The sequence below is a fragment of the Streptosporangium nanhuense genome, from assembly GCF_059358815.1.
On record NZ_JCADBG010000001.1, the window covers coordinates 669501 to 696484 of the forward strand.

General features: G+C 71.4%; 21 protein-coding genes. 9 read left to right on the forward strand and 12 right to left on the reverse strand.

Annotated features, from left to right (window positions below):
- Window positions 1-297 precede the first annotated feature (297 nt).
- Window positions 298-444: a hypothetical protein gene (locus AC5L38_RS02810; protein ID WP_495241147.1), complete on the forward strand. Its 147-nt coding sequence runs from the start codon at window positions 298-300 to the stop codon at window positions 442-444.
- 60 nt (window positions 445-504) lie between these two features.
- Here AC5L38_RS02810 and AC5L38_RS02815 read toward each other — a convergent pair whose 3' ends face one another.
- Entirely contained in the window at window positions 505-972 is a 468-nt protein-coding gene (locus AC5L38_RS02815) for a VOC family protein (RefSeq protein WP_495241148.1), read from the reverse strand.
- 102 nt (window positions 973-1074) lie between these two features.
- Here AC5L38_RS02815 and AC5L38_RS02820 point away from each other — a divergent pair, with 102 nt between their 5' ends.
- Window positions 1075-1875, forward strand: coding sequence for a helix-turn-helix domain-containing protein (locus AC5L38_RS02820; RefSeq protein ID WP_495241149.1), 801 nt, complete (start codon window positions 1075-1077; stop codon window positions 1873-1875).
- A gap of 205 nt (window positions 1876-2080) precedes the next feature.
- On the forward strand, window positions 2081-2356 hold the full coding sequence (locus tag AC5L38_RS02825; RefSeq protein ID WP_495241540.1) for an SAM-dependent methyltransferase: 276 nt from the start codon (window positions 2081-2083) through the stop codon (window positions 2354-2356).
- Here the strand turns inward: AC5L38_RS02825 and AC5L38_RS02830 are convergent.
- Entirely contained in the window at window positions 2325-2969 is a 645-nt protein-coding gene (locus tag AC5L38_RS02830) for a DUF4232 domain-containing protein (RefSeq protein ID WP_495241150.1), read from the reverse strand. The genes AC5L38_RS02825 and AC5L38_RS02830 overlap by 32 nt on opposite strands.
- A gap of 172 nt (window positions 2970-3141) precedes the next feature.
- On the opposite strand from AC5L38_RS02830, the gene AC5L38_RS02835 reads away from it, so the two are divergent.
- On the forward strand, window positions 3142-4080 hold the full coding sequence (locus AC5L38_RS02835; protein ID WP_495241151.1) for an MBL fold metallo-hydrolase: 939 nt from the start codon (window positions 3142-3144) through the stop codon (window positions 4078-4080).
- A gap of 45 nt (window positions 4081-4125) precedes the next feature.
- On the opposite strand, the gene AC5L38_RS02840 is transcribed toward AC5L38_RS02835, so the two are convergent.
- Window positions 4126-6024, reverse strand: coding sequence for a S9 family peptidase (locus AC5L38_RS02840; protein ID WP_495241152.1), 1899 nt, complete (start codon window positions 6022-6024; stop codon window positions 4126-4128).
- 739 nt (window positions 6025-6763) lie between these two features.
- Window positions 6764-7846, reverse strand: a complete 1083-nt coding sequence (locus tag AC5L38_RS02845; protein ID WP_495241153.1) for an alcohol dehydrogenase catalytic domain-containing protein — start codon at window positions 7844-7846, stop codon at window positions 6764-6766.
- 347 nt (window positions 7847-8193) lie between these two features.
- On the opposite strand from AC5L38_RS02845, the gene AC5L38_RS02850 reads away from it, so the two are divergent.
- Window positions 8194-9630 (forward strand): glutamate--cysteine ligase, encoded by a 1437-nt coding sequence (locus AC5L38_RS02850; RefSeq protein WP_495241154.1) that lies wholly within the window; start codon window positions 8194-8196, stop codon window positions 9628-9630.
- A gap of 121 nt (window positions 9631-9751) precedes the next feature.
- The gene (locus tag AC5L38_RS02855) at window positions 9752-10798 is read left to right on the forward strand and encodes a hypothetical protein (RefSeq protein ID WP_495241155.1); all 1047 of its coding nucleotides are present in this window, start codon (window positions 9752-9754) and stop codon (window positions 10796-10798) included.
- Between the two features lie 50 nt (window positions 10799-10848).
- Here the strand turns inward: AC5L38_RS02855 and pcp are convergent, their stop codons facing one another.
- The 5 genes from pcp to AC5L38_RS02880 all read right to left on the reverse strand — a co-directional run bounded on the left by pcp (window position 10849) and on the right by AC5L38_RS02880 (window position 16138).
- Window positions 10849-11475, reverse strand: a complete 627-nt coding sequence (gene pcp / locus AC5L38_RS02860; RefSeq protein WP_495241156.1) for a pyroglutamyl-peptidase I — start codon at window positions 11473-11475, stop codon at window positions 10849-10851.
- Window positions 11472-12032 (reverse strand): thiol-disulfide oxidoreductase DCC family protein, encoded by a 561-nt coding sequence (locus tag AC5L38_RS02865; protein WP_495241157.1) that lies wholly within the window; start codon window positions 12030-12032, stop codon window positions 11472-11474. The genes pcp and AC5L38_RS02865 overlap by 4 nt, the downstream gene beginning before the upstream one ends.
- 28 nt (window positions 12033-12060) lie before the next feature.
- Window positions 12061-13914 carry an endonuclease/exonuclease/phosphatase family protein gene (locus AC5L38_RS02870; protein ID WP_495241158.1) on the reverse strand — a complete coding sequence of 618 codons (1854 nt, stop codon included), beginning with the start codon at window positions 13912-13914 and terminating at the stop codon, window positions 12061-12063.
- Window positions 13915-14020: 106 nt separating this feature from the next.
- Window positions 14021-15247, reverse strand: coding sequence for a coiled-coil domain-containing protein (locus tag AC5L38_RS02875; protein ID WP_495241159.1), 1227 nt, complete (start codon window positions 15245-15247; stop codon window positions 14021-14023).
- Window positions 15248-15277: 30 nt separating this feature from the next.
- On the reverse strand, window positions 15278-16138 hold the full coding sequence (locus AC5L38_RS02880; RefSeq protein ID WP_495241160.1) for a hypothetical protein: 861 nt from the start codon (window positions 16136-16138) through the stop codon (window positions 15278-15280).
- A gap of 237 nt (window positions 16139-16375) precedes the next feature.
- On the opposite strand from AC5L38_RS02880, the gene AC5L38_RS02885 reads away from it, so the two are divergent.
- Window positions 16376-16960 (forward strand): hypothetical protein, encoded by a 585-nt coding sequence (locus AC5L38_RS02885; RefSeq protein ID WP_495241161.1) that lies wholly within the window; start codon window positions 16376-16378, stop codon window positions 16958-16960.
- Between the two features lie 138 nt (window positions 16961-17098).
- Here the strand turns inward: AC5L38_RS02885 and AC5L38_RS02890 are convergent, their stop codons facing one another.
- The 3 genes from AC5L38_RS02890 to AC5L38_RS02900 all read right to left on the reverse strand — a co-directional run bounded on the left by AC5L38_RS02890 (window position 17099) and on the right by AC5L38_RS02900 (window position 20963).
- Window positions 17099-17530, reverse strand: coding sequence for a PPOX class F420-dependent oxidoreductase (locus AC5L38_RS02890; RefSeq protein ID WP_495241162.1), 432 nt, complete (start codon window positions 17528-17530; stop codon window positions 17099-17101).
- 306 nt (window positions 17531-17836) lie between these two features.
- Complete coding sequence (locus tag AC5L38_RS02895; RefSeq protein ID WP_495241163.1) at window positions 17837-19108, reverse strand: YibE/F family protein; 1272 nt, start codon at window positions 19106-19108, stop codon at window positions 17837-17839.
- A 319-nt stretch (window positions 19109-19427) separates the two neighbouring features.
- Window positions 19428-20963 (reverse strand): arabinofuranosidase catalytic domain-containing protein, encoded by a 1536-nt coding sequence (locus tag AC5L38_RS02900; protein WP_495241164.1) that lies wholly within the window; start codon window positions 20961-20963, stop codon window positions 19428-19430.
- 1146 nt (window positions 20964-22109) lie between these two features.
- Between AC5L38_RS02900 and AC5L38_RS02905 the strand changes: the two genes are divergently transcribed.
- Window positions 22110-25037, forward strand: a complete 2928-nt coding sequence (locus AC5L38_RS02905) for a lectin (protein WP_495241165.1) — start codon at window positions 22110-22112, stop codon at window positions 25035-25037.
- Window positions 25038-25132: 95 nt separating this feature from the next.
- Window positions 25133-26914, forward strand: a complete 1782-nt coding sequence (locus AC5L38_RS02910) for a lectin (protein WP_495241166.1) — start codon at window positions 25133-25135, stop codon at window positions 26912-26914.
- Window positions 26915-26984 lie beyond the last annotated feature (70 nt).

The window sequence follows — 26984 nt, forward strand, 5'->3', positions numbered from 1 at the left end:
GCGCGTGTCCGGGCGAACGGTCGCCGGGGGCGGGGCTGCCACCCGCCGGCGGGTCCATGGGCCTGCGCCGCCGCGGCCGTCGAGCACCTCGGACACCGTAGAGGGCCGACACGCCGGCGAGCTCGGCGATCGTCGTGATCGGTACGTCACCACGGCGCGCCTCCCATGTGGCGGTGTTCGGACTGGTGCGACCACAAACGGAGTTTAAGCTCAGCCCGCGACCGGTGACGCGATCGCGGGGTGTCGATCTACCGCCGGGTCCCGCATCGGTTGGCGGCGCCGGTGCGGGTCCAGAGGATGAGTGCCGACGTCGTCCAGTACTCCGACTGGAACGCCCAGGCCATCATGACCGTCGGCCACCCCGGCACCCTCCAGCTCCTGTACCGGCGTCGCAGCCCCGACGCCGACGGCGCCCACGGCCTTCCTGCCGGCCGGGCCTCCTGACGCCGAGGCGTTGATCGGTAGCCGGCTCTCCCGTCGATCGGGGCGGGAGAGCCGGCGTTCCTAGTCGGGCAGCTCGAACAGTTCCAGCTGGATACCGTCGGGGTCCCGTATGTACAGGATCTTCGTTCCGGCCAGCTTTCCCGCGTCGACGCCATCGCCGTCCTGCAAAACGACCGGATCGGCGTTGACATGCACGCCTCGCTTCACCAGGTCACGGTGCGCCGCGTCGAGGTCGTCGACCTCGAAACACAAGTGCATGACCCCGACGTCGCAGTTGCGCCCGGTGAAGGGCTTCGGTCGCGGGTTGTCGTACTGGATGAGTTCCAGCAGGACGTTGTCGCCGGCCAGTGCGAACGATGCCCGTATCGACGGGTTCTCCAGTTCGACGACCGCACCGATCGCCGGGTTCGTGGCCGAGATCGTCACGCCGTTCGGCGCGATGCCGAGAACGTCCTCGTACCATTTCACCGACCGCGCGAGATCGCTGACCGGCACCCCGATGTGATGCATTCTGGTCACTCTGCTCATGATCCCCATCATGAAAGTCAGGACCGCACGGTGGAAGGCACAGATCTGCCGCGTACGACCTGTACCACCCAATTTTGCTGATCAGGGGAGGATCCTGTGGTAGTGAACGACTTCGGTACCGTGCTGCGGGCCTGGCGGGACCGCGTGGACCCGGCCGCCGTCGGTCTGAGGACCGCATCCACCCGCCGCGTCGCGGGGCTGCGGCGCGGCGAGCTGGCGACACTGGCCGGCATCTCCCCCGAATACGTGGCGCGCCTCGAACAGGGCCGTGCCGCGACACCCTCGGCGCAGGTCTGCGCCTCCCTGGCCCGCGCGTTACGACTCTCCGACGACGAGGAAGCGCACCTGATGCGCCTTGCCGGCTTCGCCCCTGCCCCGGACCGGATTCCCCGCCTGATCCCCGGCAGCCTGCACCGCGTCATCGACGAACTCGGCGACATCCCGGTCGCCGTCTACGACGCCGCCTGGCGGCTTCTGCACTGGAACCGGCTGTTCGCGGCCGTCTTCGGTGATCCCGCCGACGCGCCCGTCGACGATCGCAACGCCCTGGTCGTCCAGTTCGAATCCCGAAACCCCCGGGTCCGCCAGACCGACGCCGAGCGTGCGTACTTCGAGCAGTCATTGGTTGCCGACCTGCGCAGCACCAGCGCCCGCTATCCGAACGACCCCGACGTGGCGGCGCTGGTCTCCCGCCTGGCCGAGAACGATCGGTTCCGCCATCTGTGGGCGCTCCGCGCGGTGGCCGTCCACGAGAGCGCCCACAAGACCGCCGTACATCCGGTAGCGGGCGCCATCCCCCTGGACGCCAACGTCTTGACCACGCAGAACGCCGACCTCCGTGTCGTGGTCCTGACGCCCCGGCCCGGCACCGGCGCTCGTGAAAAGCTGGATCGCCTGGGTTGACGAGGCCAGGCTTGCGCCGGACGAAGCCACTTTCGCGGTAACCGCGACCGCGGGACGAACGCCTCCGGCGGACCTCGGCCCGCCTCGCCCCGGATCCCGCCCCGCCGGTGACTTCCTCGCCGGCGCCGGTTTCAGGGAAGACCGGTACGGCTGTGCCTCATGCGTGGGTTTGTCGGGCTCTGTCGCACTTTCGAATGGCTGACTCCTGGCGAGCGCGCCGACCTCGCCCAGGCGGCCGAGAGCCGATTTCGCCTCAGATCGCGAGGCCGCCGACGTGGTGCTCCGGGCCGTGCCGAACGCGCGCGAGAACGCCAGGGCCAACCGTGCCTTCCTGGGCCGGGCCGTGCGCGCCCTCGTCGACGCGGGCGTCCGCCAGTTCCTCGACATCGGCGCCGGGTTGCCGACATCCGCGACCCGGCAGCCCTCCTCTGGCAGCGCCGTCCAGGGCCTCACGGGCGTGTCCTGGGGGCCGTCGGGGTGACGTCCAGGCGGCCGTCGCCGCAGACCGTGGCCCTGAAGGGGATCTCCAGGTGCGCCACCTCGTCCGGCGGGATGATCATCAGTCGGGCGGACGTGACGCAGGGGTGGTTCCCGCCGGGCACCTGGTTCCAGTGGAGCCTGACGTGTGCGCTCGCTCCCGGCCGCAGGGTGATCCGGCGGGGCTTGACGCTCTCCCGGCGCGTCCTGGTACGCAGCGCGTCGCCGTTCCCGTCGATCATGATGAGGCCGACGAAGCCGTACACCCAGCAGGTCCTGCCGGACCTGTTGGTGAACACCAGCGGCGCGTACCGCTGTCCCGCTCCGGCGTTCACCGTGCCGACGCGTGCCGCGAGCGCCTCGGTACGGCAGCGCGCGGCGGCGTCCGTGACCCGCAGGCCGGCGGGCCGGACGGCGACGGTGGTCGCGGAAGGACGCGTGGGCGTGGAGCTTGGGGCCGGGGAGGAGACGGCGTTCTCCGAGACGTCCCTCGAAGGGTGTCCCTGGTGTTCTCCGAGGGGGAGGCCGGGCGGGGCGCACGCGGTCAGGACCGTCAGCACGACCGCGGCCACCGCCGAGATGACCGCGAGCCGCCCGGAGCCGATGGATCGTTTCATGGTCCGTTGGACGCGCGCCGGATCGGTTTTGTTGCCGGGCGGGGCGACCGGCTCCGTGATCCTTCCGGTCTCCGGAGCGAGCGCGTATTTTTACCTGTGGAATCGGGCAATACCCCCCAAAGGATCACATTCGATATGACGGGTGACGGGTGCAGGCACCACAATCCCAGGTATGAGTTCATCGCGACACGACCATCCCCTGCCTCCGGCGCGCGTCGAGGAGGTGTCCGACGGGATCTACGCCTACCTGCAGCCCGACGGAAGCTGGTGGATCAACAACACGGGCTTCCTCGTCGGTCGCCACGGAGTGATCAGTGTGGACTCCTGCTCCACCGAGCGCCGGACGCTCGCCTACCGCGAGGCCATCGGCTCGGTCACCGACCGGCCGATCACGACGCTGGTCAACACCCACCACCACGGTGACCACACCTTCGGCAACTTCGCCTTCCCCGAGGCGACCATCGTCGGGCACGAGCGGACCAGAGAGATGATCATCGCCGAGGGGATCCCCAACTACCTGGGCATGGCCTGGACCGAGGTCGAGTGGGGCGACCTGGAGGTCCGCCCGCCGTTCCTCACCTACACCGACGGGGTGACCGTCCACTCCGACGAGCTGCGCTGCGAGGTACGGCACATCGGCGTCCCCGCCCACACGACCAACGACTCGATCGTGTGGATCCCCGAGCGGTCGCTGCTGTTCGCCGGCGACCTGGTGTTCAACGGCGGCACGCCGTTCGTGATGATGGGGTCGGTGACCGGGGCCATCGCGGCGCTCGACGAGCTCAGGGCGCTGGGCGCGCAGACGATCGTGCCTGGGCACGGCGGGGTGTGCGGGCCGGAGGTCTTCGACCGCGTGCAGGGCTACCTGCGGTTCGTGCTCGACACCGCCGAGCGCGGCAGGCAGGCCGGGCTGTCGCCGCTGGAGACCGCGCGCGAGACCGACCTCGGGGAGTACGCGGGACTGCTCGACCCCGAGCGCATCGTCGGCAACCTGCACCGGGCCTACGCCGAGCTGGACGGGTTGCCCCCGGGCGGGCAGATCGACCTGGTCACCGCGATGCTGGAGATGATCGACTACAACGGGGGCAAACCGCTCACCTGCCTGGCCTGAGTCGCGGGTCCCGTACGCGGATACCGCGGGTCCCGTACGTGAGCGTCAGGACAGGTGGCGGGACCACCATTCCAGGACGGCCTCGAAGCGCTGCAGGCGATGCCTCGGACGGCCGCCGCGCGTGAGCTCGTGCCCCCCGGCGGGGAAGAGCAGGAGCTCGGCGGGTGTGCCGTTGCGGCGCAGCGCGACGAACATCCGCTGCGCCTGCTCGACCGGGCAGCGGAGGTCGTCCTCGGAGTGGACCACCGCGAACGGCAGGGTGATCCGGTCGGCCCGGTAGAGCGGGCTCATCGCGCGCTGGGCCTCCGGGTCGGGGCCGCAGTAGGCCTCGGCGAAGTACCAGCCGATGTCGGAGGAGCCGGTGAAGGAGTCCCAGGCGTTGACCGCGCGCTCGCTCCAGGCGGCCCGGAACCGGTCCCCGTGGTGGGCGGCGAGCCAGCTCGTCATGAAGCCGCCGTAGGAGCCGCCCATCACGCCCACCCGCCCGGCGTCGCACGCGGGATCGGCCAGCGCGGCGTCCAGCAGGGCGAGCACGTCGTCGGCGTCCACGGTGCCCAGCGCGCCGACCACCGACCGGCCGTGCTCCTGGCCGTACCCGCTGGAGCCGCGCGGGTTGGGCAGGACCACCGCGTACCCGGCGCCCGCGTAGACCTGGGTCTCGTCCAGGAACGACCACCCGTGCTGGTGGAACGGGCCGCCGTGCACGTTCAGCAGGACCGGGTGCGGCCCGTCGCCCTCGGGCAGGGCCAGCCAGCCGTGGACCGGGTAGCCGTCGGCGGAGACGGCGGTGATCTCCCGCAGCGGCCTGATCCCGGGGAGGGGGCCCGCGAAGTCGGTCAGCGCCCCGTCGGGGGTGACCACCTCGCCGGGGCTCGCGGGCGTGGACACCACCGCGACGATCCGCTCCCCGTGGGTGGTGAACGCCTTGACCCTCGCCCGCTCGCCCAGGACGAGGGCGAGCTTCTCCAGCGGCGCGCCGACGGCGCCGGAGGGGACCAGGCGCAGCTCGATCGCGCCGCGCGTCCGCACCGCGACCAGGACGCCGTCCTCCAGGGGTACGGGGGGCAGCGCCTCGCAGTCCACCGACTCCTCCTCGGTCAGCCGGGTCCCGGCCACTCCCGCTCCGTCGTCGATCCGCAGCGGCGCGCGGTAGAGGCCCAGGTTGCGGGCGACCGCGTCGAGGCCGGAGAACTCCGTGCCGAGGTAGAGCACCTCCCCGCCCGGCAGGGCGACGGGATGGTCGGCCGAGCCGCCGCTGCGCACCGCGAGGACGGGGGCGCCCCCGCCGGACGGGACCGCGTACACGTCCGTGTGCAGGCTCTCGCCGTCGAGGTCGTGGGGGGCCGAGACCAGCACGTGCTCGCCGTCCGGCGTCCAGGCGGGGGACTCCACGTCGTAGGGCCCCTCGGTCAGCCGTACCGGCCGGGGGACGTCGGCGAGGGCGTTGACCACGAAGAGGCTCTGCCGCCGGTCGAGGGTGAAGCCGACCCCCTCGGTCCGATAGCGCAGCCCGGTGATGCGGCGGGGCGCCTCGGCCGAGGCGCTCACCCCCTCCTCGGTGCCGTACCGGCCGGGCTCGGCGACCCGGGCGACGAACGCGATCCGGCGGGAGTCCGGCGCCCAGACGGGGACGCCCACGCCCAGCGGCAGGTCGGTGACCGGCCTGGCCTCGCCGCCGCCGGTGGGCATCACGTAAAGCTGCGGGGGGCCCTCGCCGCCGGCGCGCAGGAAGGCGACCCAGGCGCCGTCGGGGGAGACGCGCGGCGCGCTGTCGCGCTCGCCGAAGGTGAACCGGACGGGCGGGCCGTCCGCCGGCACCCGCCACAGGCCTTCCCGGTAGGCGTCGGCCTCCGGATCGGGCCTGGACACGTCGACGAGGAGGAGGTCGCCGTGGAGCGTGACACTGCCGGGGACGTTGAGCAGGGCGAGGTCTTCAGGGCGCATGGTCAATAACGCTATCACCCCTTTAGTCATTGATAAGGGTGTTTAAAGTGCTATATCGGTTTTGGTGAGGGTGGTGCTTGTGTTGTGTCTTTATTGGAGGAATTGTTTGTTCGGCCCCCGAATACCTGAAGGCATCGATGCGAAAGAACGCTTGAGTCGTCGATGGGGTCGTGTCCCTTTCGGTAGGAGCCTTCTTTTTGGTGAATGCCCTGGTGAAAGGACGACCGTGGGGTCCGCCGAAGTGGCGGAACAGAAGGCGCCAATTTCCCGCCATGGTGGATCTGGGCTTGACAAGTCAATCGTGTCAGGTACCGCCGGGCGGGCGGGAACGGGGTTCGTGAGAGCTCGAAAGCCTGTGGAGACCGGATAAGACCATCTCGGTGGCTCGGGTCGGTGAAACAGGAAGCCTCAAAGATGTCGCGCGAGCGGTGTGGGCTGAATCTTCGGCATTCATGCCGAAGAGCGCGTCGAGCGGCTTCCTGACCGGAAGATGCGCAGTCGACCGGCAGGGCGCTGCCGGTCGACCATGGACGTCTTCGGTCCCGCCTTCTCCCAGGAGTAGGGGCAGTCTGCTATTTCAGGTGCTTCCGTGCCCTGGCCTTCGCCGACGGCGAGGCCGTCGACAGGTGGGGCGCGAACCTCCAGGCCCGCCGCCTGACCTGTCCCCGGGAACCTGGTCTCCGGGAACCCTGACCCCCGGGAACCTGGCCCCTGGAAAGGCTTGGGCCCGGAGACCTCCTCAGCGCCGGGGCGGCAGGATCATGGTGACCCCGGGGACGGAGCCGATCGAGGCGAGCGCGGCCCCCGCCTCGTCCAGGCCGATGGAGCGGGTGACCAGGGCGTCCGGCCTCAGGGCGCCGGAGGCGACGGCCTCCAGCATCGCCGGGTAGGCGTGGGCGGCCATGCCGTGGCTGCCGAGGAGTTCGAGCTCGTAGCCGATCACCCGGCCCATCGGGAGCGGGGTGAGGCCGGGCAGCAGGCCGATCTGGACGTGGCGTCCCCGGCGGCGCAGGCTCTCGATCGACGCCACGCACGTCCCGGGACTGCCCAGCGCGTCGATGGAGACGTGGGCGCCACCCGAGGTCAGCTCCCTGACGCGCTCGGCGACCCCGGCCCCGGACGGTCCGGCTCCGGGCGGTCCGGCCTCGGATGTTTCGGTCTCGGTCGGTCCGGCGCCGACGCAGGCGACGGCGCCGAACCTCCGGGCCAGCTCCAGGGCGCCCGCCGAGACGTCCACGGCGACCACCCGGGCCCCGGCCGCGGCGGCGATCATGACGGCGGACAGTCCCACGCCGCCGCAGCCGTGCACGGCCATCCACTCGTCCGGCCGCACCCGGCCCACGACGGTCACGGCGCGGTACGAGGTGGCGAAGCGGCAGCCCAGGCTCGCGGCGGTGGCGAAGGACATCTCCTCCGGGAGCCGTACCAGGTTCACGTCCGCGTGGTCGACGGCCACGTACTCGGCGAAGGAACCCCAGCGGGTGAACCCGGGCTGGGTCTGGCGCTCGCAGACCTGCTGATCGCCGGACAGGCAGGCCGCGCAGGAGCCGCAGGCACAGACGAACGGGACGGTCACGCGGTCGCCCGGCCGCCACGAGGCGACGCCGGTGCCCACCGCCTCGACGACCCCGGCGAGCTCGTGCCCCGGTACGTGGGGGAGGACCCGGATGTCGGGGTCGTGGCCCTGCCAGCCGTGCCAGTCGCTCCGGCACAGCCCGGTGGCCTCCACGCGGATCACCGCTCCGCCGGGCGGGGGCTCGGGGGCGGGCACCTCCCGGACCTCCGGATCGGCCCCGAAGGCGTCGAAGACCACCGCTCGCATCCGCGCACACTCCTTCGCCCCGGGCTCCCCGGCCCTTCGCCGACAGGACTGTCCGGCCGGTGAACGGGTCCGGTGGACGAGCTTATTCGGTCCTGTCCGGCCCTGTCCGGTCCCGGTCCGCTGAGCCGATCTTGTGGACGAGCCCGCGCGGGCCCGGCGGGCCCGTTTTGGCGGGCCGGTGGGCCTGTCGGGCCGGAGACCCGCCCGGCCGGGCGATCCCGGGCCGCCTCGAAGGCCCGACGACCTGCGGTGATGCCGTACGCGCCCCCGGTGGCGGTGCGTCCTGATTAGAACGCGCACTCTGGGAGAGAGGGAGGGGCACAAGGGTCAACTGATCGGACGGTGCGATGGGGCAGAAAGTCGACAAGGACCGCTACTCCGAGGCGGAGTTCCTCCGTTTCAGGGCGAAACTGGCGGAGCAGCTCGACACCCTCCACGAGGTGCTCGCGAGGCCGGGCTTCGGCGCCGGTCCCGCGACCATCGGAGCCGAGCTGGAGATGTTCCTCATAACGCCCGAAGGACGGCCGCTGCCCCGTAACCACGAGGTGCAGGCCGCCGCGGACGACGACCGGCTCACGCTGGAGCTGGGCCGGTTCAACCTGGAGGCCAACCTGACCCCGCTGCCGATCGCCGGGCGGCCGTTCACCGCCCTGGTGCGCGAGACGCGGGAGATCATGACCGTGGTGGACGCGGCGGCCGCCACGCAGGGCGGGCAGGCCGTGGCGATCGGGATCCTGCCCTCGCTGAGCGAGTTCGACTTCACCCACGAGGCGCTGAGCGGCGAGGGCCGCTACCGGGCGCTGGCCAGGGGCATGCGGCGGCTGCGCACGGAGCCGTTCCGGGTGCGCGTCGAGGGCGTCGAGCTGCTGGAGCTGGAGGTCGAGGGGGTGATCCTGGAGAGCGCCAACACCTCCTGGCAGGTCCACCTCCGCACGGCCCCCGCCGACTTCGCCCGCGTCTACAACGCCGCCCAGCTGGCCATCGGCCCGGTCCTCGCGGTCAGCGGGAACTCGCCCTCCTTCCTGGGCAGGAGGCTGTGGGAGGAGACGAGGATCGCGCTGTTCGAGGAGGCCGCCGACGACCGGGACGTGGAGCGGCTCGACCGCAGGGACCGGCGGGTGGGGTTCGGCTCGGGCTGGGTGCAGGGCATCGAGGAGATGTTCGAGACGTCCGTCCGCGACTACGAGCCGGTGCTGCCGATGACCTCGCCGCCGGAGGAGGTGCCCGCCGGAGGCGTCCCCGGCCTGGCCGAGCTCCGGCTCCACCAGGGCACCGTGTGGCAGTGGAACCGGCCGGTCTACGACCCCGGTGACGGGGGCCACCTGCGGGTGGAGATGCGCGCCCTGCCCGCGGGGCCGAGCGCTGCCGACATGGCGGCCAACAGCGCGTTCCTGCTCGGGCTGACCGCCGCCCTGGCCGTCCGGCCGGTGGACGACTTCCCCTTCTCCGGGGCCTACCGCAACTTCTACCGCGCCGCGATCCACGGCCTGGACGCGCCGCTGAGCTGGCCGGGCCTGAGCGAGGAGGTCCCGGCCGAACGGCTCGCCCTGGACCTGCTGCCGCTCGCCGAGGCCGGGCTCGAAAGGATGGGCGTGGACCCGGACGAGAGCAAATGGACGCTGGACATCGTGCGGGAACGCGTCGTCCGCCGCCGTACCGGCGCGATCTGGCAGCGGGAGGCACTGGCCCGCGAGGGCGGTGACCAGGCCGCCGCGGCGCGCGTGGTGAGCCGGTACCGGGAGCTGTCGCTGGCCGGGGAGCCCGTCCACACCTGGCCTTTCTGACCACGGAAGGAATTGTTCACAGCTGACTCTCAGCACAAAAGGGATTTGAGTACCGGCATACTCATGAACTCCGTATCTTGATCCGCCGATCCTGGTGGAACCGGACAGGGAGAGACCCCTCATGAGTCAGATGAAGGCCGTGTCGGCGGAGCCGTTCGGGCTGAAGCGGGACGGTGGCGGCCTCGCCGCCGGGATCAAGATCCTGGAGAAGGAGCTCAAACGGGTCTCCCTCGACACCGTTCTGGCCAAGGCCAACCGCGTCACGGTCAGGAAGGGGTCGGCCGGCGCCGGGGCGTTCGCCACGACGAGACCGAAGCCGGTCGACTGGTACACCTTCGACGCCGGGGACAACGCCACCAGGGAGTGGTACCCCCAGGGCCTGACCTGCGCCTCCGACGCCGGGATCGGCGGGGGCGCGTTCGTGGTGAGCTGGTACCACACCCCGGCGTCGGGAGCCGAGCGAGGCGTGCGCCTGAGCTTCCTGAACACCGCGACGCTCCGCTACCGGCACGTCCTGCTCGTCCGGGTCGGCGCCGACGGCGACATCGCGCCGATCAACATCCACGCGGGAGGCGTCGCCTGGTACGGCAACCTGCTGTACGTCGCCGACACCACCCGCGGCCTGCGGGTCTTCGACACCCGGCAGATCTTCGAGATCGACGGGGACGGCACGGAGAGCATCGGCAGAAAGGGCGACGTGTACGAGGCGTTCGGCTACCGCTACGTGATGCCGCAGACCGACGCCTGGACCACCACCAGCGGCACCGTCCGCTTCTCCTTCGCCGCCGTCGACCGCAGCACCACCCCCGACACCCTGGTCTCCGGCGAGTACGTCGACACCGCGGGCACGGTCGGACGGGTGGCCCGCTGGACGCTGACCGAGGGGGGAACCCTGAACGCCCCCGCCGGAGGCGTCGTCAAGGCTCTCGACGCCTACGCGCTGCCCGCGGGAAAGATCCAGGGCGCGCTCTCCTACGAGGGCACCTGGTACCTCAGCCAGACCGTCGGCGCCGCCGGGAACGGCACCCTGATCGTGGTCGGCGACACGGTGCGCAGGCGGCCCTACCCGGTGGGCCCGGAGGACCTGACCTGCGTCCGCGACAAGAGGACGCTGTGGAGCGTGAGCGAGTTCCCCGGCCGCCGCACGGTGTACGGCGTGCCGCTCTGAGAAAGGCCGCGCCGGGCACGCCCGGTGACCTTGTGCCGGCGCGGAGGCCCTCAGTGCAGGGAGCCGCCGACCAGGCGGAGGTCGCCGCCCAGGGAGACGGAGAGGGCGGTGGTCACGATCGCGGTGAGGGCCTGGGCGACCACCGGGACCGGCATGGAGGGCACGGCCTCGCCCAGGACCTGTTCGGGGCTGAACGGCACGTGCACGAACCCCCCGCGGATCACCGGCCTCTCGGTGGCGATCATGTGCATGAGGCCGTAGAAGAGGTGGTTGCACAGGAACGTCCCGGCGCTCTGCGAGACGCTCGCCGGAACCCCGACGGCCCGCGCCGCCGCCACGCACGCCTTCACCGGCAGGGTGGAGAAGTAGGCGGCGGGGCCGCCGCGCACCACCGGCTCGTCGATCGGCCGGTGCCCCGCGCGGTCGGGGATGCGGGCGTCGTCGAGGTTGACGGCCACCCGCTCCACCGTCACGTCCGGCCGCCCCCCGGCCTGCCCGACGCACACGACCACCGCCGGATCGTGCTCGGCCACCGCCGCGTGCAGGTGCTCCAGAGCCCCGCCGAACGCGCAGGGAAGCAGCGCGGTCCGCACCCCGGGCACCAGCCCGATCGCCTCCCACGAGGGATTGCCGGCGCCGTCGAGCGGCTCGAACCCGGTGAGCAGGACGCCTTTCATCGGCGCTCCGAGATCGCGGGGCCGGAAGGCGCGGGCCCCGAGATCCCGGGGTCCGAGATCCCGGGCTCCGAGATCCCGGGCTCCGAGATCCCGGGCTCCGAGATCCCGGGCTCCGAGATCCCGGGGTCCGAAGTCGCGGGGCCGGAGATCGTGGAACCCGTGGGCGGGGAGCCCGCGGGCCCGGAACGCGGGGCCAGGGCACAGGCGGGGGTGCCACCCGGCAGGCGGTGGCGGTTGGCGGCGACGAGCCGGTAGACCCCCCGGGCCACCCACCGGAACGGCGGGATCCGCAGCACGAACCCCAGGAGGCTCCACGGCAGACCGGCGGCGATCAGCAGCCGGGCCACCGCCTGCGCCCCGCCGGACACCCGGCCGTCCTCCGCGACCCAGAGCACCTCGCGCTCGGCCCGCTCGCGCGTGACGCCCAGCGCCCGGAGGTCCGCGAACTGCCACGGGACGACCCGGGCGCGCACCCCGACGAGGCGCTCGGCGAACCGGACGCTCGTCGTGCAGAAACCGCAGTCGCCGTCGAAGACCAGTACAGGTTCTCCCGTCATGCAGCTGACATTACCCAGCGGGATCCGATCAAGGATCGGCGACCAGGGTGACCGCGACCGGACGGTGGTCGGAGTGCGGTACGTCGGGGTTGGCCTGGTCCTTTCCGGTGAAACCCGGAGTGACGAGCACGTGGTCGATCTGCTCGGCCGGGCCGCTGCGGGACGGGATGGTGTTGAACGGCCTGACCGGCGCGAAGGGGTCGGTCAGGCCCGCGCCGGTCAGCACCCGCCAGGCGGGGTCACCGGGCTGGAGGTTGAGGTCACCGGCCACGACCACCGGGGCGCCGCCTCCCGAGGCGTTCTTGACGATCTCCCCGAGCTGCTCGACCTGGTCGAGCTCGCGCCAGTCCGGCGGGGGCTGCAGGTGGGTGCCGATCACGGTGACGTCCTTGCCCTGCCACCGCAGCCCGACCTCCAGCGCCTGCGCGCCGGTCGGGCCGCCCTGGACCAGCACGTGATTCCTCACCGTGGTGATCGGCAGCGTGGTGAGCAGGGCGTCGCCCCACACCTCGTCGGTCGCCGGGGCCCAGATGTAGTGCATGTCCAGCCGCTCGGCGATCAGCCGTACCCCGTCGTGGCCGCCGTTGAGCAGCCAGCCCCTGTCGGCCTCGCTCAGCACCACCACGTGCGGCCGGAGCGCCCTGATCGCGTCGGCCTGCCGCTCCAGGGAGAGCCTGCCGGACTCGCCGTACCCCATCCTGATGTTGTACGCCGCGATCCGCAGCCCGTCGCCCGGTCCCTCCCAGCGGGGAGGGGTGCCCTGCCACAGGGGGACGGCCGCCACCAGCGCGACCGAGGCCACGGCGGCGGCAGCGAACCGCCGGTCGTAGGAGCGGCGCGGCAGGCCCGTGCTGCCCGCCACGCCCAGGAGCGCGACGACGAGCGCCGCGCCGATCGGCACCCACCCGTTGGGCAGGTAGAGGTCGTAGGCGGCGTAGTAGCCGAAGACGAACACGACGAACAGCAGCATCCCCCCGGCCGCCGACAGGCCCCGCCGGGCCGGCCGTTCCCGGCCGAAGGTCGTCGCGGCGTGCGCCAGGCAGGCGCCCAGCGCGACCTGCCCGATGATCTGCGCGACGATCGTCCAGCCGGGCGCCACGCCGTGGACGCCGTCCACGGTGGCCCTGCCCAGGGTGAACGCCACCGCCGAGGCCACCAGGGCGATCGCGGGCAGGAGCGGGCGGCGCAGCACCGGCAGCGCGGCGGGCGCGGCCGACACCACCGCGAACGCCGCCACGATCACGGCGGCGGCCTGCTGGGCGGAGTCGGTCGCCGCCTGGGCGTGCGCGGCGTTGCCCGTGTAGAGACCCCAGAGCAGCAGGGCGGGACCGACCGCGAGCCAGGCGCGGGGAGCCCCGGAGTACTCCTCGTCCGGGGGTTCGGCCCGGACCGTGAAGGCGCAGAAGAGCAGGAGCTCCACCAGCAGCAGCATCCACGGGACCGCTCCAGGCCGCCACATCAGGTCGATGCCGTCCAGTGCCGCGTGGACCACCGTGGCGGCGGCCAGGCCGACGATCAGCCCGCCCATCACGGGCCGGGCGTCCCGGCTGCTCATCGCGATCGCCACCAGCCAGACCAGCCCGGCCAGCAGGCCCAGGCTCGCCACGTACAGCTGCGCGTCCCCGCCGCCGGTCATCTGGAGCACGAGCCGGGCCAGGAGCAGCAGGCCCGCGGCCCCAAGGGCGATCAGCGGCGGCCGGACGTACCTGGCCAGCGGAACGGTGAGGAAGGCGAGCACGAACCAGGAGACGGCGTACAGGCCCATCATCTCCGCGGGGGTGCTTCCCGCCCGGCCGAAGAGTGTGATCAGCGACGGCAGGAAGACCCTGAGCACGTCGACGAGCACGACCACGCCGAGGGTCACGTCCAGGCGGATCCGCATGCTACCTCCAAAGAACGCGAGCTATCCTCGCCTTCTTCGCGATGCCTGACAAGGGCGAGACCTGCCCGAACCGCCACCGCGCCCCGGAAGGCCCCGCCGTAGTGTCTCAGCGGCCCGGAGGTTCCTCCGCCGCGCCCCCGGGAGAGGACGCGTCTCCGGACCCGGGGGAGGACGCGCCGCCGGGAAAAGACGTGTCACCGGGAGAGAACGCGTCCCCGCGGAACGGAGGTCCGCCGGAGGCGGAAGGCCCGCCCCCACGCCCCGACGGCGGCGGCGGCCGGTCGGGAGAGGCGGGACCGGGAGAAGCGGAACCGGAAGAAGCCGGACCGGGGAAGACGGGACCGGAAGAAGCGGGACCGGGAGAAGCGGGGCCGGGAGAAGCCGGACCGGGAGAAGCCGGACCGGGGGAGGCGGGGGATCCCTTGGTGAAGGGCGCGGGGCCGCCGGGAGGGCCGTCGAGGTAGCGGAACGCCTCGTGCGCCGAGCGGACGCTGTCGCGCAGCGCCTGCTCGAGGTGACCGGCGTCCTCGGCCAGCCTCCCTATCTCCGGTACGGCGAAGACGTCGGCCCCGGACTCCGCGAGCAACTCCTCGTAGCGGGGAAGCCGCGCGCGAAGCGCCTCGATCTGGTCGTGGGCGCGCAGGGCCCGCTCGGCGTCGGACACGTGGCCCGCGTAGCGTTCCAACGCCTCGACCCGTGCGAGGACGGCGGCCTCGCTGGCGGCCAGCGCCCGCTCCAGCGGCGCCATGGCGGCGGCCACCTCCGGCGTGCTGCCGCCGTACACGAACTCGTGGTGCTCGTTACGCAGCGCGGAGAGCTTGGTCAGCAACCGGGCGATCTCCCACTCCTGCGCGGGGAGCATCACCGAGTTGCGGACGCTGTCGAGCATGCCCACCGCGTTGACCCGCGAGCGCAGGATGTAGTCGATCGCCTGCTGGGTCCGGTCGAGCAGCTGCCCGGCGTTGTAGTCGAAGTCCTCGGCGGGCAGCAGGTAGCGGCCCTCGTACCAGCGGGCCTCGCGGTAGAGCTCGTGCTCGATCGTCTCCGGCTCCGCGGGCTCGCGGGCGGCCAGCAGGCCGACGAAGACCACGAAGACGAGCAGCGCGAGCATGAAGAACAGCAGCTGCCCGACATCGGCGAGGAACATCAGGCACACCAGGAAGAGCGCCGCGATCCCTCCGCCGACGTTCAGGAACCGTCCGGGCAGGCGCGAGTTGGGTGGTGGGGGCTCGGGGCTCCAACCGGCGCGGATGCGTGACAGCATCGACGCGTGCCGGCGGAACAGGTCGGCGGTCTTGGGGGGGACTTCAGGATCGACCACCACTCGCCGCACAGGCTCGCCCCTCCTTCGATCACATTCACGTCAGCCGTCGAGATGGCGGAACGCCTCGTGCGCCGAGCGTACGCTCTCGCGGAGCGCCCGCCGGAGCATGTCGGCGTCGTCGCTGAGATGCCCGATCTCCGGGCCGGAGAATCTGGCCGCGCCCGTCTCGGCGACGAGCTGCTCGTACTCGGGCAGGTGCGCCCGCAGGACCTCGATCTGTCCCTGGGCGCGCAGGGCCCGTTCGGCGTCGGACACGTGGCCCGCGTAGCGTTCCAACGCCTCGACCCGTGCGAGGACGGCGGCCTCGCTGGCGGCCAGCGCCCGCTCCAGCGGCGCCATGGCCGCGACCACCTCGGGGCTCCTGCCTCCCCTGGCGAGGTTGTGGTGCTTGGCCCGCAGTGCGGAGAGCTTGGTCAGCAGCCGGGCGATCTCCCACTCCTCGGCGGGGAGCATCACCGAGTTGCGGACGCTGTCGAGCATGCCCATGGCGTTGACCCGCGAGCGCAGGATGTAGTCGATCGCCCGCTGGACCCGGCCGAGCTGGTGCCTGGCGTCGTAGTCGAAGTCCTCCAGGATCAGGAAGTGCCCGTGCCAGTGCCGCGAGTGCGCGTACAGGAGCCGCTCGACGGGGTCGGTGGGCGAGGGCTTCCTCACGAGGTAGACCACCCCGAGGATGAAGAGGTAGAGGAGGATCAGCGGGGTGAGCAGCAGGACGGACGCCGAGAGCGGGGCGCCGAGGGCGAAGAGGGAGCCCGCCGCGAGCGCCGTCGTCCCGCCGAAGAACCCGAGGAGCACCCCGGGAACCCTGGCGGCGTCCTCGTCCCTGGGCGGGCGCCCGGTGCGGAGGTGGTAGAGCAGCGGGCCGTGCTGGCGGAAGAGGTCGGCGACTTCCCTGGGCACCTCAGGATCCACTACCACGCGCTGCACAGGCTCGCCCCCTTTGCCGTGTTTCAAGAGCATAGCGATTAACCATGTTTCAGGTCATGCGTCCTTACATGGTGCCTCCCCATCATCGAGTATCGCGTGCCAAGAAGATGATCGTAATAATTGCCCGGGATCACCCCGGGTGGGAACGAGCCCGCTCCGGGAGCGGGTCCGGGGCGCGGGCAGTGGTGACAGGCGAGAGGAAGGCACGGCATGGGCGACGAGGCCCGGTGGAGCGACAAGTCCGAGCGCGGCTCCGTGACGTCGCTCTCCGAGGACTCGCTGGATCGGTCGCTGGCACAGGGGGTGAACCCGAATCTGATCTACCTGGTGGACCTGCCGGGCTTCGAGCTGGTCGACATGTCGGCCGGCGTGGTCGGGGACGACGGGTTCGGGGCCGACTACTTCTCGCCGAGGGGTACGTCGGAGGGCAGGCGTGTGCAACTGAGAATTCATCGCGAGCCGTTCGGCGACGCCCTGTGCGCGAGCACGGAGCTCAGCGGCTCCGACCCGTGGGCGGTGCCGCTGAGGTGGGAGCGTGACGAGGTGGGCTGGTACCGCTTCGGGGGAGGCCGGCACGAGTACGCGGCGCTCCGGGGCGCCGATCACCTCATCCGGCTGAACTGCCCCATCGGGGACGCCGGCCGGGCCCTGCTGAAGGCCGCCGTGGCGGGCGCGTGGCGCGTCGCCTGGAAGGGACCCCGGACACCCCTGCCGCGACACCCCCCGGTGCGGCGCGGCGACCTGCCGGCCGTCGGCGACGGGGCGCCGATCAAGCGAAGGGGCGTCGGCGGCTGACCCGGTCGTACAGGGCGCCGTCGGCTACCCGGCTCCGGCCCGTGCGGAGCGTCGGTGGCTGACCCGGTCCGTGCGGAGCGCGATCCGGCGCGGACGTGGCGCGGCACGGACCGGGGGCGAGACCTCGGCCGGGCGCGGTCAGCCGACCTTCTCGCCGTACACGTGGTCGACCGTCATCACCATGAGCACCCTGCGGTCGGACACCATGACGGAGCGGTACTCGTCCCAGTCCGGGTGCTCCCCGGCGGCGGCGCGGTAGTAGTCCACCAGCGCCTCGACCTCGGGACCGTAGGGGTCGGTCCCCGGCCCGGTGAGTGTCGCCGTGCCCTCCGCGGTGGCCCAGGACCAGCCGTCGGGGCTGGTCACCTCCAGTGCGGCCCGTGGGTCACGGCGCAGGTTCGCCGTCTTGGCGCGTCCCTCGGTCATCGAGATGTAGAGGACACCGGCCTCCCGGTCGTAGAAGGGCATGACGGGGGAGAGCTGGGGGCGGCCGTCCGACTTGATCGTCGCGAGGACGCCGAGCCTGCTCTCCGCGAGCAGCGTGCGCGGATCGAATGATGTGGCGGTCATACTCAGGGCCAAGTCGCGACCGGACGCCGGTTATTCCTGCCGTTCCCGCCGAAGCGGGGCCGGCCTTGCCCACCGGCCGGACGTCACGATCCGCGTCTACGACGCCGACGACCACCTGTTCTTCCCCGGCACGGGCCCGTCGACGCCCGCGGGGTACGAACCCGCGCAGCACGTGGACCCGGCCGTCGTCGCCGGGTGGCTGACCTCGGACCGCGAGAGGATCGCCTGCCCGGTTCCCGGTGCCGGTTTCCGGTGCCGCTTCCCGGTGCCGCGTGGAAGCCGCTCGTCGCACGGGCGCACGGGCCGCTACGAGGGGGTGACGGAGTCGGTCAGGGGGTCCATCCGGCGGTGGCGCGCCGAGGGGGGTGGCTGCCTGTCGGGGGCGGCCCGCCGGGCACTGGCCAGCGCGGCCAGGGAGGTGGTGATCGGGACGGCCGCGATGAGCCCGAGGGTGCCCACGACGCTGCGGATGATCTCGGTGGCGATGACCGGATTGGTCAGCACCTCGCCGAGGGGCTGGTCGCCGACGCTGACCAGCAGGAGCAGCGGCAGGGACGCGCCCGCGTAGGCGAGGATGATCGTGTTGATCACCGAGGCGATGTGGGCGCGGCCCACCCGGGCGGCGGCCCGGTACAGCTGGGCGAAGGTGTAGCCGGGGTTGGCGTGCGCGAGTTCGGTGACGGTGACGGCCTGGGTGACGGTGACGTCGTCCAGCACGCCGAGCGAGCCGATGATGATGCTGGCCAGCAGCAGGCCCTCGGTGTTGATCCGGTAGCTGACGTCCAGGTAGAAGGAGCTCTCGTCGGTGATCCCGTTGAGCTGGGCGAGGCCGATGGCCGCGTACGACAGCACGCCGGTCAGGCTGAGGCTGATCAGGGTGCCGATCACGGCCATCGAGGTGGGGACGGTGAAGCCGTGGGTGAGGTAGAGCACCGTGAGCATGATCGCCGCGGCGCCGACGATGGCGACCAGCAGCGGCTGCTGCCCGGTCAGGATCGCCGGGATGACGAACATCAGGAGCAGCACGAACGTGATGGCCAGCCCGACCAGAGCCATCACCCCGCGCCAGCGGCCGAAGGCGATCACCGCCGCCGCGAACGCGACACCGGCCAGCCACAGCGGGGAGGACCGGTCGTGGTCGGAGATCTGGTACGGCGGCATCTCCAGCTCGCCGCCGGCGGGGGTGTGGATCAGGATCACGTCGTCGCCCGCGGCGAACTTCTGCGAACCGGGCCCGCTGGGCAGGCCGCTGGTGACGAAATGACCGGCCCGCGGCCCGCTGGTCAGCTCGACCTTGGCGTCGCCGCAGGTGGCGGGGTCGGTCGGCGGTTGCCGGCCGGGTGGTTGCCCGTCCGCGGGCGGCTCCTGCGGGCACGGGGTGAGGGTGACGGCGGTGATCGTCCCGGTCACCCGCTGCAGGTCGGCCGACTGCTGACCGGTGCCGGTGAGCTCGGCGGGCCACAACCAGACCAGGGCGGTCAGCGTGGCCAGTGCCAGGGGAACGATGACGGCCAGTGTCGCCCACACCGTGCCACGGGAGCTGGGAGCGGCCGGGCCGTGTGAATGGTTGGCACCCATGGTCGAAAAGCTCTCCTCAGGGACGGGAAAGGCGAAAGTACCGCACTGAGGAGAGGGTCGCGGCGCCGTACGCCGGAGTGCGGGGGATTCCCGCGTGGCCGGCGAAACCCCGGCGGCGTGTCCGACGGCTCCCCGGCGAAAGGGCGGGAGCGGGACCGGGACGCGCGCCGGGGCGTACGGGGCGGGGTACCGGGACGCGCGCAGGGGCGTACAAGGCGGGTACCGGGACGCGCGCCCGGGCGCGCGGGGCCGGCCACCCCTCCGTCGCCGGTGAGGGGTGGCCGGTACGCGCGCCGGGGAACGGCTTCCTGGGGACCGGTCAGCGGTAGCCGGCGCCGATCACGTTGGCCTGGACGGCGTTCTCGGTGGCGTCGGTGGGGTAGCCGGAGACCATGGCTCCCTCGTAGAAGGTGCCCGCGCTGAGGTTGGCGCCGCCGTCGGGCTTGCAGCAGTCTCCGCCGCTGCCCAGGATGATCGCCCCCTGCTTCTTCATCGGGCTGTAGCCGTTGGGGAGCTGACCGTCGTACAGGGTGTACAGGCTGCCGGACTGGGCGTTGCTGCCCTTGATGGCGAACCGGGTCGTGCCGTTGTTCTTCAGGGTGGCGGTGACGAACTTGTGGGGGAAGGCCCGCTGGTTGGGGTTCCACGCCTGGCTGCCGCCGGGGAACAGACCCCATTCCAGGTCGGCCTGGACCCAGGGTCCGCTCCCGGAGCAGCCGCCGAACCAGCACTGGGTGCTGAAGTTGATGGCGTCCATGGCACCGGCGGCGTCGGCCTTCCTGGTGGTCTCGCTGTTGCCGTAGTCGAAGCAGCAGCCGCTGTTGACGTGGGTGCCGCTGGTCACCATGTACATGCCCTCGGGCGCGCTGCCCGTGGGGACGCCGGTCAGGTGGCCGTCACGCCAGTAGCTGTTGCCGGGGTTGATGTAGAGGGAGTAGGCCTTGTTGCCGCCGACGGTGAGCGACTCGGTGGTCGCGGTCGCGGGCCTGCTCTGCGGGGAGCCGGGGACCACGCTGGATCCCTGGTACCACAGGTCGTTGCCCCGCCCGGACTGGTCGTACAGGACCGTGATGACGCATGTGGTGCCGGTGCAGAACGAGTCCTGGGCCGCGGCGTTGGCGACGCCGCCCGCGGTCAGGACGGCGATGTTCCGGGTCGTGCTGTCGGAGGAGCGCCTGACCTGGTAGAGGTTGCCGGCGTAGGCGCCGTAGAGCGCGCGTGTCGTGCTGTGCGCGGCCACGCACGGCGTGCCGCCCGAGGCGTAGATGTCACACGGGCGCGCGCCGGGCGGGGGCGGCGTCGGGGTGATCGTCGGGGTCGGGCTGGGCTGGGCCCCGGTGCTCCATTTCTGGTTGGTGCCGCCGTGGCAGGTCCAGATGTGCACCTTGGTGCCGTTGGCGGTGCCGTAGCCGGACACGTCCAGGCACTTGCCGTTCCCGACCGAGGTGATGCTGCCGTCGGAGTTCAGGCGCCACTTCTGGTTGTTCTGGCCGTTGCAGTCCCAGATGATCACCGCGGTGCCGTCGGCGGTGCCGGCCCCGTACACGTCCAGGCACTTGCCGCCGTACACCCGCAGCTCGTCCGAGGTGGTCGTGGTCCACTGCTGGTTGTTCTGGCCGTTGCAGTCCCAGATGTTCACCGCGGCGCCGTTGGCCTGCGAGGCGCCGTTGACGTCCAGGCAGCGGCCCGACGCCGTGCCCACCAGTGGCGTGGTCGCCGCGGAGGCCGGAGCCCACCAGGTCAGGCCGGCGGCCAGGAGGGACGTCAGCATCACCACGACGGACGCGATGACGGCCGTCCGGGTGCGCCGCCCGCGCGTCACACGGCCCGGTAAGGGGATGGGGGAAGCCTGCATTGTCGTGCTCCTTGGGGTAAGGCCTGGCGGAGACAGACGCGCTCGGAAGACCGCAGGGCTTCGCCGGGAGACCGGTGGCACTACGAATACGAATCGATTCGACAGGATTCCGAATCCACCAGGGAGGAGGGGACGGTGGTGCACAGCGAAGCACATACGACGGTCGGACCGCTTGTCAAGACTTGTCCCGGCCCAACTGCCTGCCGAATTCTCTTCCCTGTGGCTCCACCGGCGACGCTCGCGCCTCGCCGGGAGCCGGTGCGGAGGAAACGTTCACGTGTCCCGCCCTTCTGCTCACGGCCCGTCTGGGCGCGCTGAGATCGAACCGGTTCGGACGGCGTTGCGGCGTCGCGGTCGGCGACCGGCGACTGGCCGGAGAGTCCGGGAGAGGGGGCGATGGCCGGATTCCCCGCGGTGGCCGCCGGGGATGGTGCCGGCGCGCGTGGCGCCGGCAGGGCGCGACCGGTCGAGGTCGCTTCGCGGCGAGCCGGGTGGTGCCCGATCAGTACGACACATCTGAACATTTCATGCAAGCCGATCGACGCGGGTAATCGAGGCTGTAAACATCTTCGCAGGTGAAGGTGGAAAACGACCGGCCGTTGTCACAACTTAGGTGTGCTTGTTGTGAAATAAGTGGGCTTAAGGCCTTGACGGGCATAAGCGGTCGGAACGTAATTGGTACTGAGGTCTCGGGGGTACTCCTTCCGGGACCTCCGCGGCTGGATCACATGAGCGGGATGTGGAGGCGCCTCGCGGCCCTCCGCGTCGTGGTCGGCCATGTCGGCGTCCACGGCCTCGCTTCACCATGCCTTCTTTCGTGGCGCCACCGGTGAGGCGCGCCATCTTGGGAGAAGCACGTGACCGATCGAACGAGCTCCGCGGACGAGGCCGGTCCCGCTCCGGCACGGCCGTCCCCGCCGGCGTCATGACGGCCGGGAGACCGCCTCCACCGATCCGCCGGCAGTAGTCAACGGGCCGCGGAGCGGCATGATCCTGCCGCCCCCGTGGCCGGCCGCCGTCGTACACCTTCCCGTTCGACGACGGCCTCCGCCTCGGGAGGGCGTCGCCCGCCCGAGGAGGAGGGCGTGACCTGACCCACACCCCCCACCCCCGAAGGAACCCCCTGTGCAACCATCCTCGCCCGCCATGGCGCGCAGACCGGTCCTGACCGGCATCGTCGCCGCGGCGCTGACCGCGGCGATCACGCTTGTCGCCCCGGTCACCTCCACCCTCGCGGCCACCCCGACCCTGCACGCGTCGTCATCCGGCGCAGGCACCGGCGGTGCGGGTGCGCCGTACCAGGCGCTCGCGCTGAACATCCCGGCGTCCGACTACCAGCAGGTGCCGCTCGCGTCGGGCGGCAACGAACTGGGTGAGGCCATGTCACTGGCCGTGCTGCCGAACCGGTCGGTCCTCCACACGGCCCGCGACGGCACGTTGCGCGTGACCGACGCCGGCGGCAACACGAAGGTGGCCGCCAGGCTCAACGTCTACACCCACGACGAGGAGGGCCTGCAGGGGGTGGCGGTCGACCCGGGCTTCGCCACGAACCGGTACGTCTGGCTGTACTACTCACCCCGGCTGAGCACGCCGACCGGCGACGCCCCGTCCACCGGCAACCAGTCGCAGTTCGACCAGTGGAAGGGCGAGTTCTACCTGTCGCGCTTCACCCTCAACTCGGACGAGACGCTCAACACGTCCAGCGAGAAGGTGGTCCTGCGGGTCGCCAACGACCGGGGCCAGTGCTGCCACGCGGGCGGCGACATCGACTTCGACGCCCAGGGCAACCTGTACCTGACCACCGGCGACGACACCAACCCCTTCGAGTCGGCCGGCTACTCCCCGCTGGACGAGCGGACCAACCGCAACCCGCAGTACGACGCCCAGCGCTCGGCCGGCAACACCAACGACCTGCGCGGCAAGCTCCTGCGGATCAAGCCGCAGGCGGACGGCACCTACACGATCCCCAGCGGCAACCTGTTCGCGCCGGGGACGTCGGGGACGCGGCCGGAGATCTACGGGATGGGTTTCCGCAACCCGTTCCGGATGAGCGTCGACAAGGCGACCGGCGTCGTCTACCTGGGCGACTACGGGCCGGACGCGGGGTCGACCAACTCCAGCCGGGGGCCGAGCGGGCAGGTGGAGTTCAACCGCGTCACCAGTGCCGGCAACTACGGCTGGCCGTACTGCACGGGCAGCAACTCCAGCACCGAGACCTACAACGAATGGAACTTCTCCTCCAACAGCACCGGCTCGAAGTACAACTGCTCGGGTGGCGCGACCAACAACTCCTTCCGCAACACCGGCCTGACCACGCTGCCCCCGGCCAGGGCGGCGTGGATCAGGTACGCCGGTGACTCCGGCTCGCCGCCGGAGTTCGGCAGCGGCTCGGAGTCGCCGATGGGCGGCCCGGTCTACCGGTTCGACGCGAACTCAAGCTCCAGCGTCAAGTTCCCCCAGGTGCTCAGCGGACGGTTCTTCGCCGGGGAGTACGGTCGCCGCTGGATCAAGGCCATCGAGGTGAAGTCCGACGGCGGCTACGGCGAGATCTCCTCGTTCCCCTGGTCGGGCACGCAGGTGATGGACATGGCCTTCGGCCCCGACGGGGCGCTGTACGTGCTGGACTACGGCACCGGGAACAACAACCAGGCGCTCTACCGGATCGAGTACATCGGCCAGGCCGCCAACCGCAACCCGATCGCCAGGGCCTCGGCCGACAAGACCTCGGGACCGGCCCCGCTGACGGTGAACTTCTCCTCGTCGGGCAGCTCCGACCCCGAGGGCGGCGCGCTGTCGTACTCGTGGAACTTCGGCGACGGCACCACCTCCACCTCCGCCAACCCGAGCAAGACCTACAGCACCAACGGCTCGTACACCGCCACGCTCACCGTCCGGGACCCGCAGGGGCTGACCGGAGGCGCGAGCGTCGCCGTGTCCGTCGGCAACACCGCCCCGTCCGTCACGCTCACGACCCCCGGCAGCGGTCAGCTGTTCTCCTTCGGCGACACGGTGCCGTTCCAGGTCACCGTGAGCGACCCGGAGGACGGCACGATCGACTGTTCCAAGGTGTCGGTGACCTACTCGCTCGGCCATGACAGCCACGCCCACCAGATCACCTCCAGGACCGGCTGCAGCGGCTCCATCGCGGTGCCGGTCGACGGTGAGCACGATTCCGCGGCGAACATCTTCGGCGTCTTCGTGGCCTCCTACACCGACGCGGGCGGCCTCACCTCCACCAGCAGCCGGACGCTGCAGCCGCGGCACCGGCAGGCCGAGCACTTCGGCGCCCAGCAGGGCGTGCAGACGGCCGACCACACCAGTGCCGAGGGCGGCAAGACCGTGGGCTTCGTCGACGACGGCGACTGGATCTCCTTCACGCCGTACAACCTGAGCAGCGCCAACAGGTTCACCGCGCGGGTGTCCTCGGCGGGTGTGGGCGGCCGGATCGAGGTCCGCGCGGGCTCGGCCACGGGCACGCTGCTGAGCACGGTCAACGTCGGGAGCACCGGCAGCTGGGAGACCTTCGCCAACGTCTCGGCGAGCCTGAGCGGCGCGCCGAGCGGCGCCACGACGCTGTACCTCGTCTTCCGCGGCGCGACCGGCCAGGGCTACCTGTTCGACCTGGACGCCTACACCTTCGACACCGGCACGTCACCGACGCCGACCCCGACGCCGACGCCCTCGGGTGACACGAGCGCGTTGCGGGGAGTGGCGTCGAACCGGTGCCTGGACGTCTCCGGCGCCTCGCAGACCAACGGCGCGGCGGTGAACATCTGGGACTGCAACGGGGGCACCAACCAGCGGTGGACCTCCAACAGCTCGGGCGAGCTGCGGGTGTACGGCAACAAGTGCCTGGACGTGAGCGGGGCCGGGACCGCCGACGGCACCGCGGTGCTCATCTGGGACTGCAACGGTCAGAACAACCAGAAGTGGCGCTTCAACTCCGACGGCACCATCACCGCGATCGGCAGCGGCAAGTGCCTGGACGTGTCCGCCAACGGCACCGCCAACGGCACCAAGGTCTACATCTGGACCTGCCTGGGTGCCAACAACCAGAAGTGGACCCGCGTCTAGGCGATCCGCCACCCCACGAGCACGTCATCGATGTGGCGCCCGGCGCGGCCCGGCTCATCGCCGGAAGGGCCGGGCGCCACGACGGAAGGACATCCATGCTTCGACATCTGACACCCGCCGCGCCCGGGCGCGCCTCCGTGCTGCGACGCCTGTCGCTCGCCGCGGTGGCGCTCGCCGCCGCCGCCGCCACGACCGTGATCCCCGCCGCCCCCGCCCAGGCCGCCGCCTTCGAGGTGCTGGTCTTCTCCAAGACGGCCGGTTTCCGGCACGACGCGATCTCCGTCGGGATCCAGACCATCCGCGACCTGGGGTCCGCCAACGACTTCGGCGTCACCGCCACCGAGGACTCCAGCGTCTTCAACACCTCCAACCTCTCCCGGTACAAGGCGGTGGTGTTCCTCAACACCACCGGCGACGTGCTGAACGACAGCCAGCAGTCCGCCTTCCAGTCGTACGTGGACGGCGGCGGCGGTTACGTGGGCGTGCACTCGGCCGCCGACACCGAGTACAACTGGCCGTACTACGGGCAGCTGGTGGGCGCCTGGTTCAACAGCCACCCGGCGATCCAGCAGGCCACGGTGCGCAACGAGAACCGGGCGCACGCCGCGACCGCCCACCTGGGGACGACCTGGACGCGGACCGACGAGTGGTACAGCTTCCGGAGCAACCCCCGCCCGAACGTGCGGGTCCTGCAGAACCTGGACGAGAGCACCTACAGCGGCGGCGGCATGGGCGACCACCCGATCACCTGGTGCCGCCCCCAGTCCTCCGGCCGCTCGTTCTACACCGGGCTGGGCCATACCCAGGAGTCGTACGCGGACTCGAACTTCCGCACGCTGCTGCTGGGCGGCATCCGGTACGCGGCCAAGGCGACCAACGCCGACTGCCGCCCGGAGACCGGCTACACGACGCTGTACAACGGGTCGACGACGGGCTGGACGCAGGCCGGGCCGGGGTCGTTCACCAACAGCTCCGCCACGCTGAGCTCCCAGGGCGGCATGGGCATGCTCTGGTACAACGCCAAGGAGTTCGGCTCCTACTCGCTCAAGCTCGACTGGAGGCTGAACGGCGACTCCAACTCCGGGGTGGTCGTCGGGTTCCCGGCCACCAGTGACCCGAGCACGGCGCTCAACACCGGGCACGAGGTGCAGATCGACGCGACCGACAGCGCGGACAAGACGACCGGGGCGGTCTACGGCTTCAAGGCGGCGGACCTCACCGCACGCGACGCGGCGCTGAACCCGCCGGGCCAGTGGAACACCTACGAGCTGCTGGTGGAGGGTGAGCGGCTGCAGGTGTTCCTGAACGGCGTGAAGATCAACGACTTCACCAACACCGACCCGGTCCGCTCGCTGCAGCAGGGCTACATCGGCATCCAGAACCACGGGTCTCCCGACGTGGCGTCGTTCCGCAACATCCGCATCAAGGAACTGGGCGGCGTGACCCCGACTCCCACTCCCACGCCCACTCCGACGCCGACCCCGACCGCCAACACGAGCGCGTTGCGGGGCGTGGCGTCGGGCCGCTGCCTGGACGTCTCCGGCGCCTCGCAGAACAACGGCGCCGCGGTGAACATCTGGGACTGCAACGGCCGGTCCAACCAGCAGTGGACCACGACCGGTTCGAGCGAGCTGCGGGTGTACGGCAACAAGTGCCTGGACGTGAACGGCGGGGGCACCGCCGACGGCTCCGCGGTGATCATCTGGGACTGCAACGGCCAGAACAACCAGAAGTGGCGCCTGAACTCCGACAACAGCATCACCGCGGTCGGCAGCGGCAAGTGCCTGGACGTGTCCGGCTACGGCACCGCCAACGGCAGCAAGGTGCACATCTGGAGCTGCCACGGCGGCACCAACCAGAAGTGGACCCGCGGATGACCATGGGGTGACGCGACCCCGGCGCCGGTCCGCCCCCGCCTTCACGCCCGCACCGGGCCTGATGGCGGGG

Excerpts from the sequence above, each read along its gene's own strand:
- AC5L38_RS02905 (WP_495241165.1), top strand. The coding sequence starts at position 22,110 with ATGGCGCGCAGACCGGTCCTGACCGGCATCGTCGCCGCGGCGCTGACC.
- AC5L38_RS02910 (WP_495241166.1), top strand. The coding sequence starts at position 25,133 with ATGCTTCGACATCTGACACCCGCCGCGCCCGGGCGCGCCTCCGTGCTG.
- AC5L38_RS02865 (WP_495241157.1), bottom strand. The coding sequence starts at position 12,032 with ATGACGGGAGAACCTGTACTGGTCTTCGACGGCGACTGCGGTTTCTGC.
- AC5L38_RS02845 (WP_495241153.1), bottom strand. The coding sequence starts at position 7,846 with ATGCGAGCGGTGGTCTTCGACGCCTTCGGGGCCGATCCGGAGGTCCGG.
- AC5L38_RS02895 (WP_495241163.1), bottom strand. The coding sequence starts at position 19,108 with ATGGGTGCCAACCATTCACACGGCCCGGCCGCTCCCAGCTCCCGTGGC.
- AC5L38_RS02830 (WP_495241150.1), bottom strand. The coding sequence starts at position 2,969 with ATGAAACGATCCATCGGCTCCGGGCGGCTCGCGGTCATCTCGGCGGTG.
- AC5L38_RS02885 (WP_495241161.1), top strand. The coding sequence starts at position 16,376 with ATGGGCGACGAGGCCCGGTGGAGCGACAAGTCCGAGCGCGGCTCCGTG.
- pcp (WP_495241156.1), bottom strand. The coding sequence starts at position 11,475 with ATGAAAGGCGTCCTGCTCACCGGGTTCGAGCCGCTCGACGGCGCCGGC.
- AC5L38_RS02850 (WP_495241154.1), top strand. The coding sequence starts at position 8,194 with ATGGGGCAGAAAGTCGACAAGGACCGCTACTCCGAGGCGGAGTTCCTC.
- AC5L38_RS02815 (WP_495241148.1), bottom strand. The coding sequence starts at position 972 with ATGAGCAGAGTGACCAGAATGCATCACATCGGGGTGCCGGTCAGCGAT.
- AC5L38_RS02835 (WP_495241151.1), top strand. The coding sequence starts at position 3,142 with ATGAGTTCATCGCGACACGACCATCCCCTGCCTCCGGCGCGCGTCGAG.
- AC5L38_RS02870 (WP_495241158.1), bottom strand. The coding sequence starts at position 13,914 with ATGCGGATCCGCCTGGACGTGACCCTCGGCGTGGTCGTGCTCGTCGAC.
- AC5L38_RS02840 (WP_495241152.1), bottom strand. The coding sequence starts at position 6,024 with ATGCGCCCTGAAGACCTCGCCCTGCTCAACGTCCCCGGCAGTGTCACG.
- AC5L38_RS02890 (WP_495241162.1), bottom strand. The coding sequence starts at position 17,530 with ATGACCGCCACATCATTCGATCCGCGCACGCTGCTCGCGGAGAGCAGG.
- AC5L38_RS02900 (WP_495241164.1), bottom strand. The coding sequence starts at position 20,963 with ATGCAGGCTTCCCCCATCCCCTTACCGGGCCGTGTGACGCGCGGGCGG.
- AC5L38_RS02855 (WP_495241155.1), top strand. The coding sequence starts at position 9,752 with ATGAGTCAGATGAAGGCCGTGTCGGCGGAGCCGTTCGGGCTGAAGCGG.
- AC5L38_RS02810 (WP_495241147.1), top strand. The coding sequence starts at position 298 with ATGAGTGCCGACGTCGTCCAGTACTCCGACTGGAACGCCCAGGCCATC.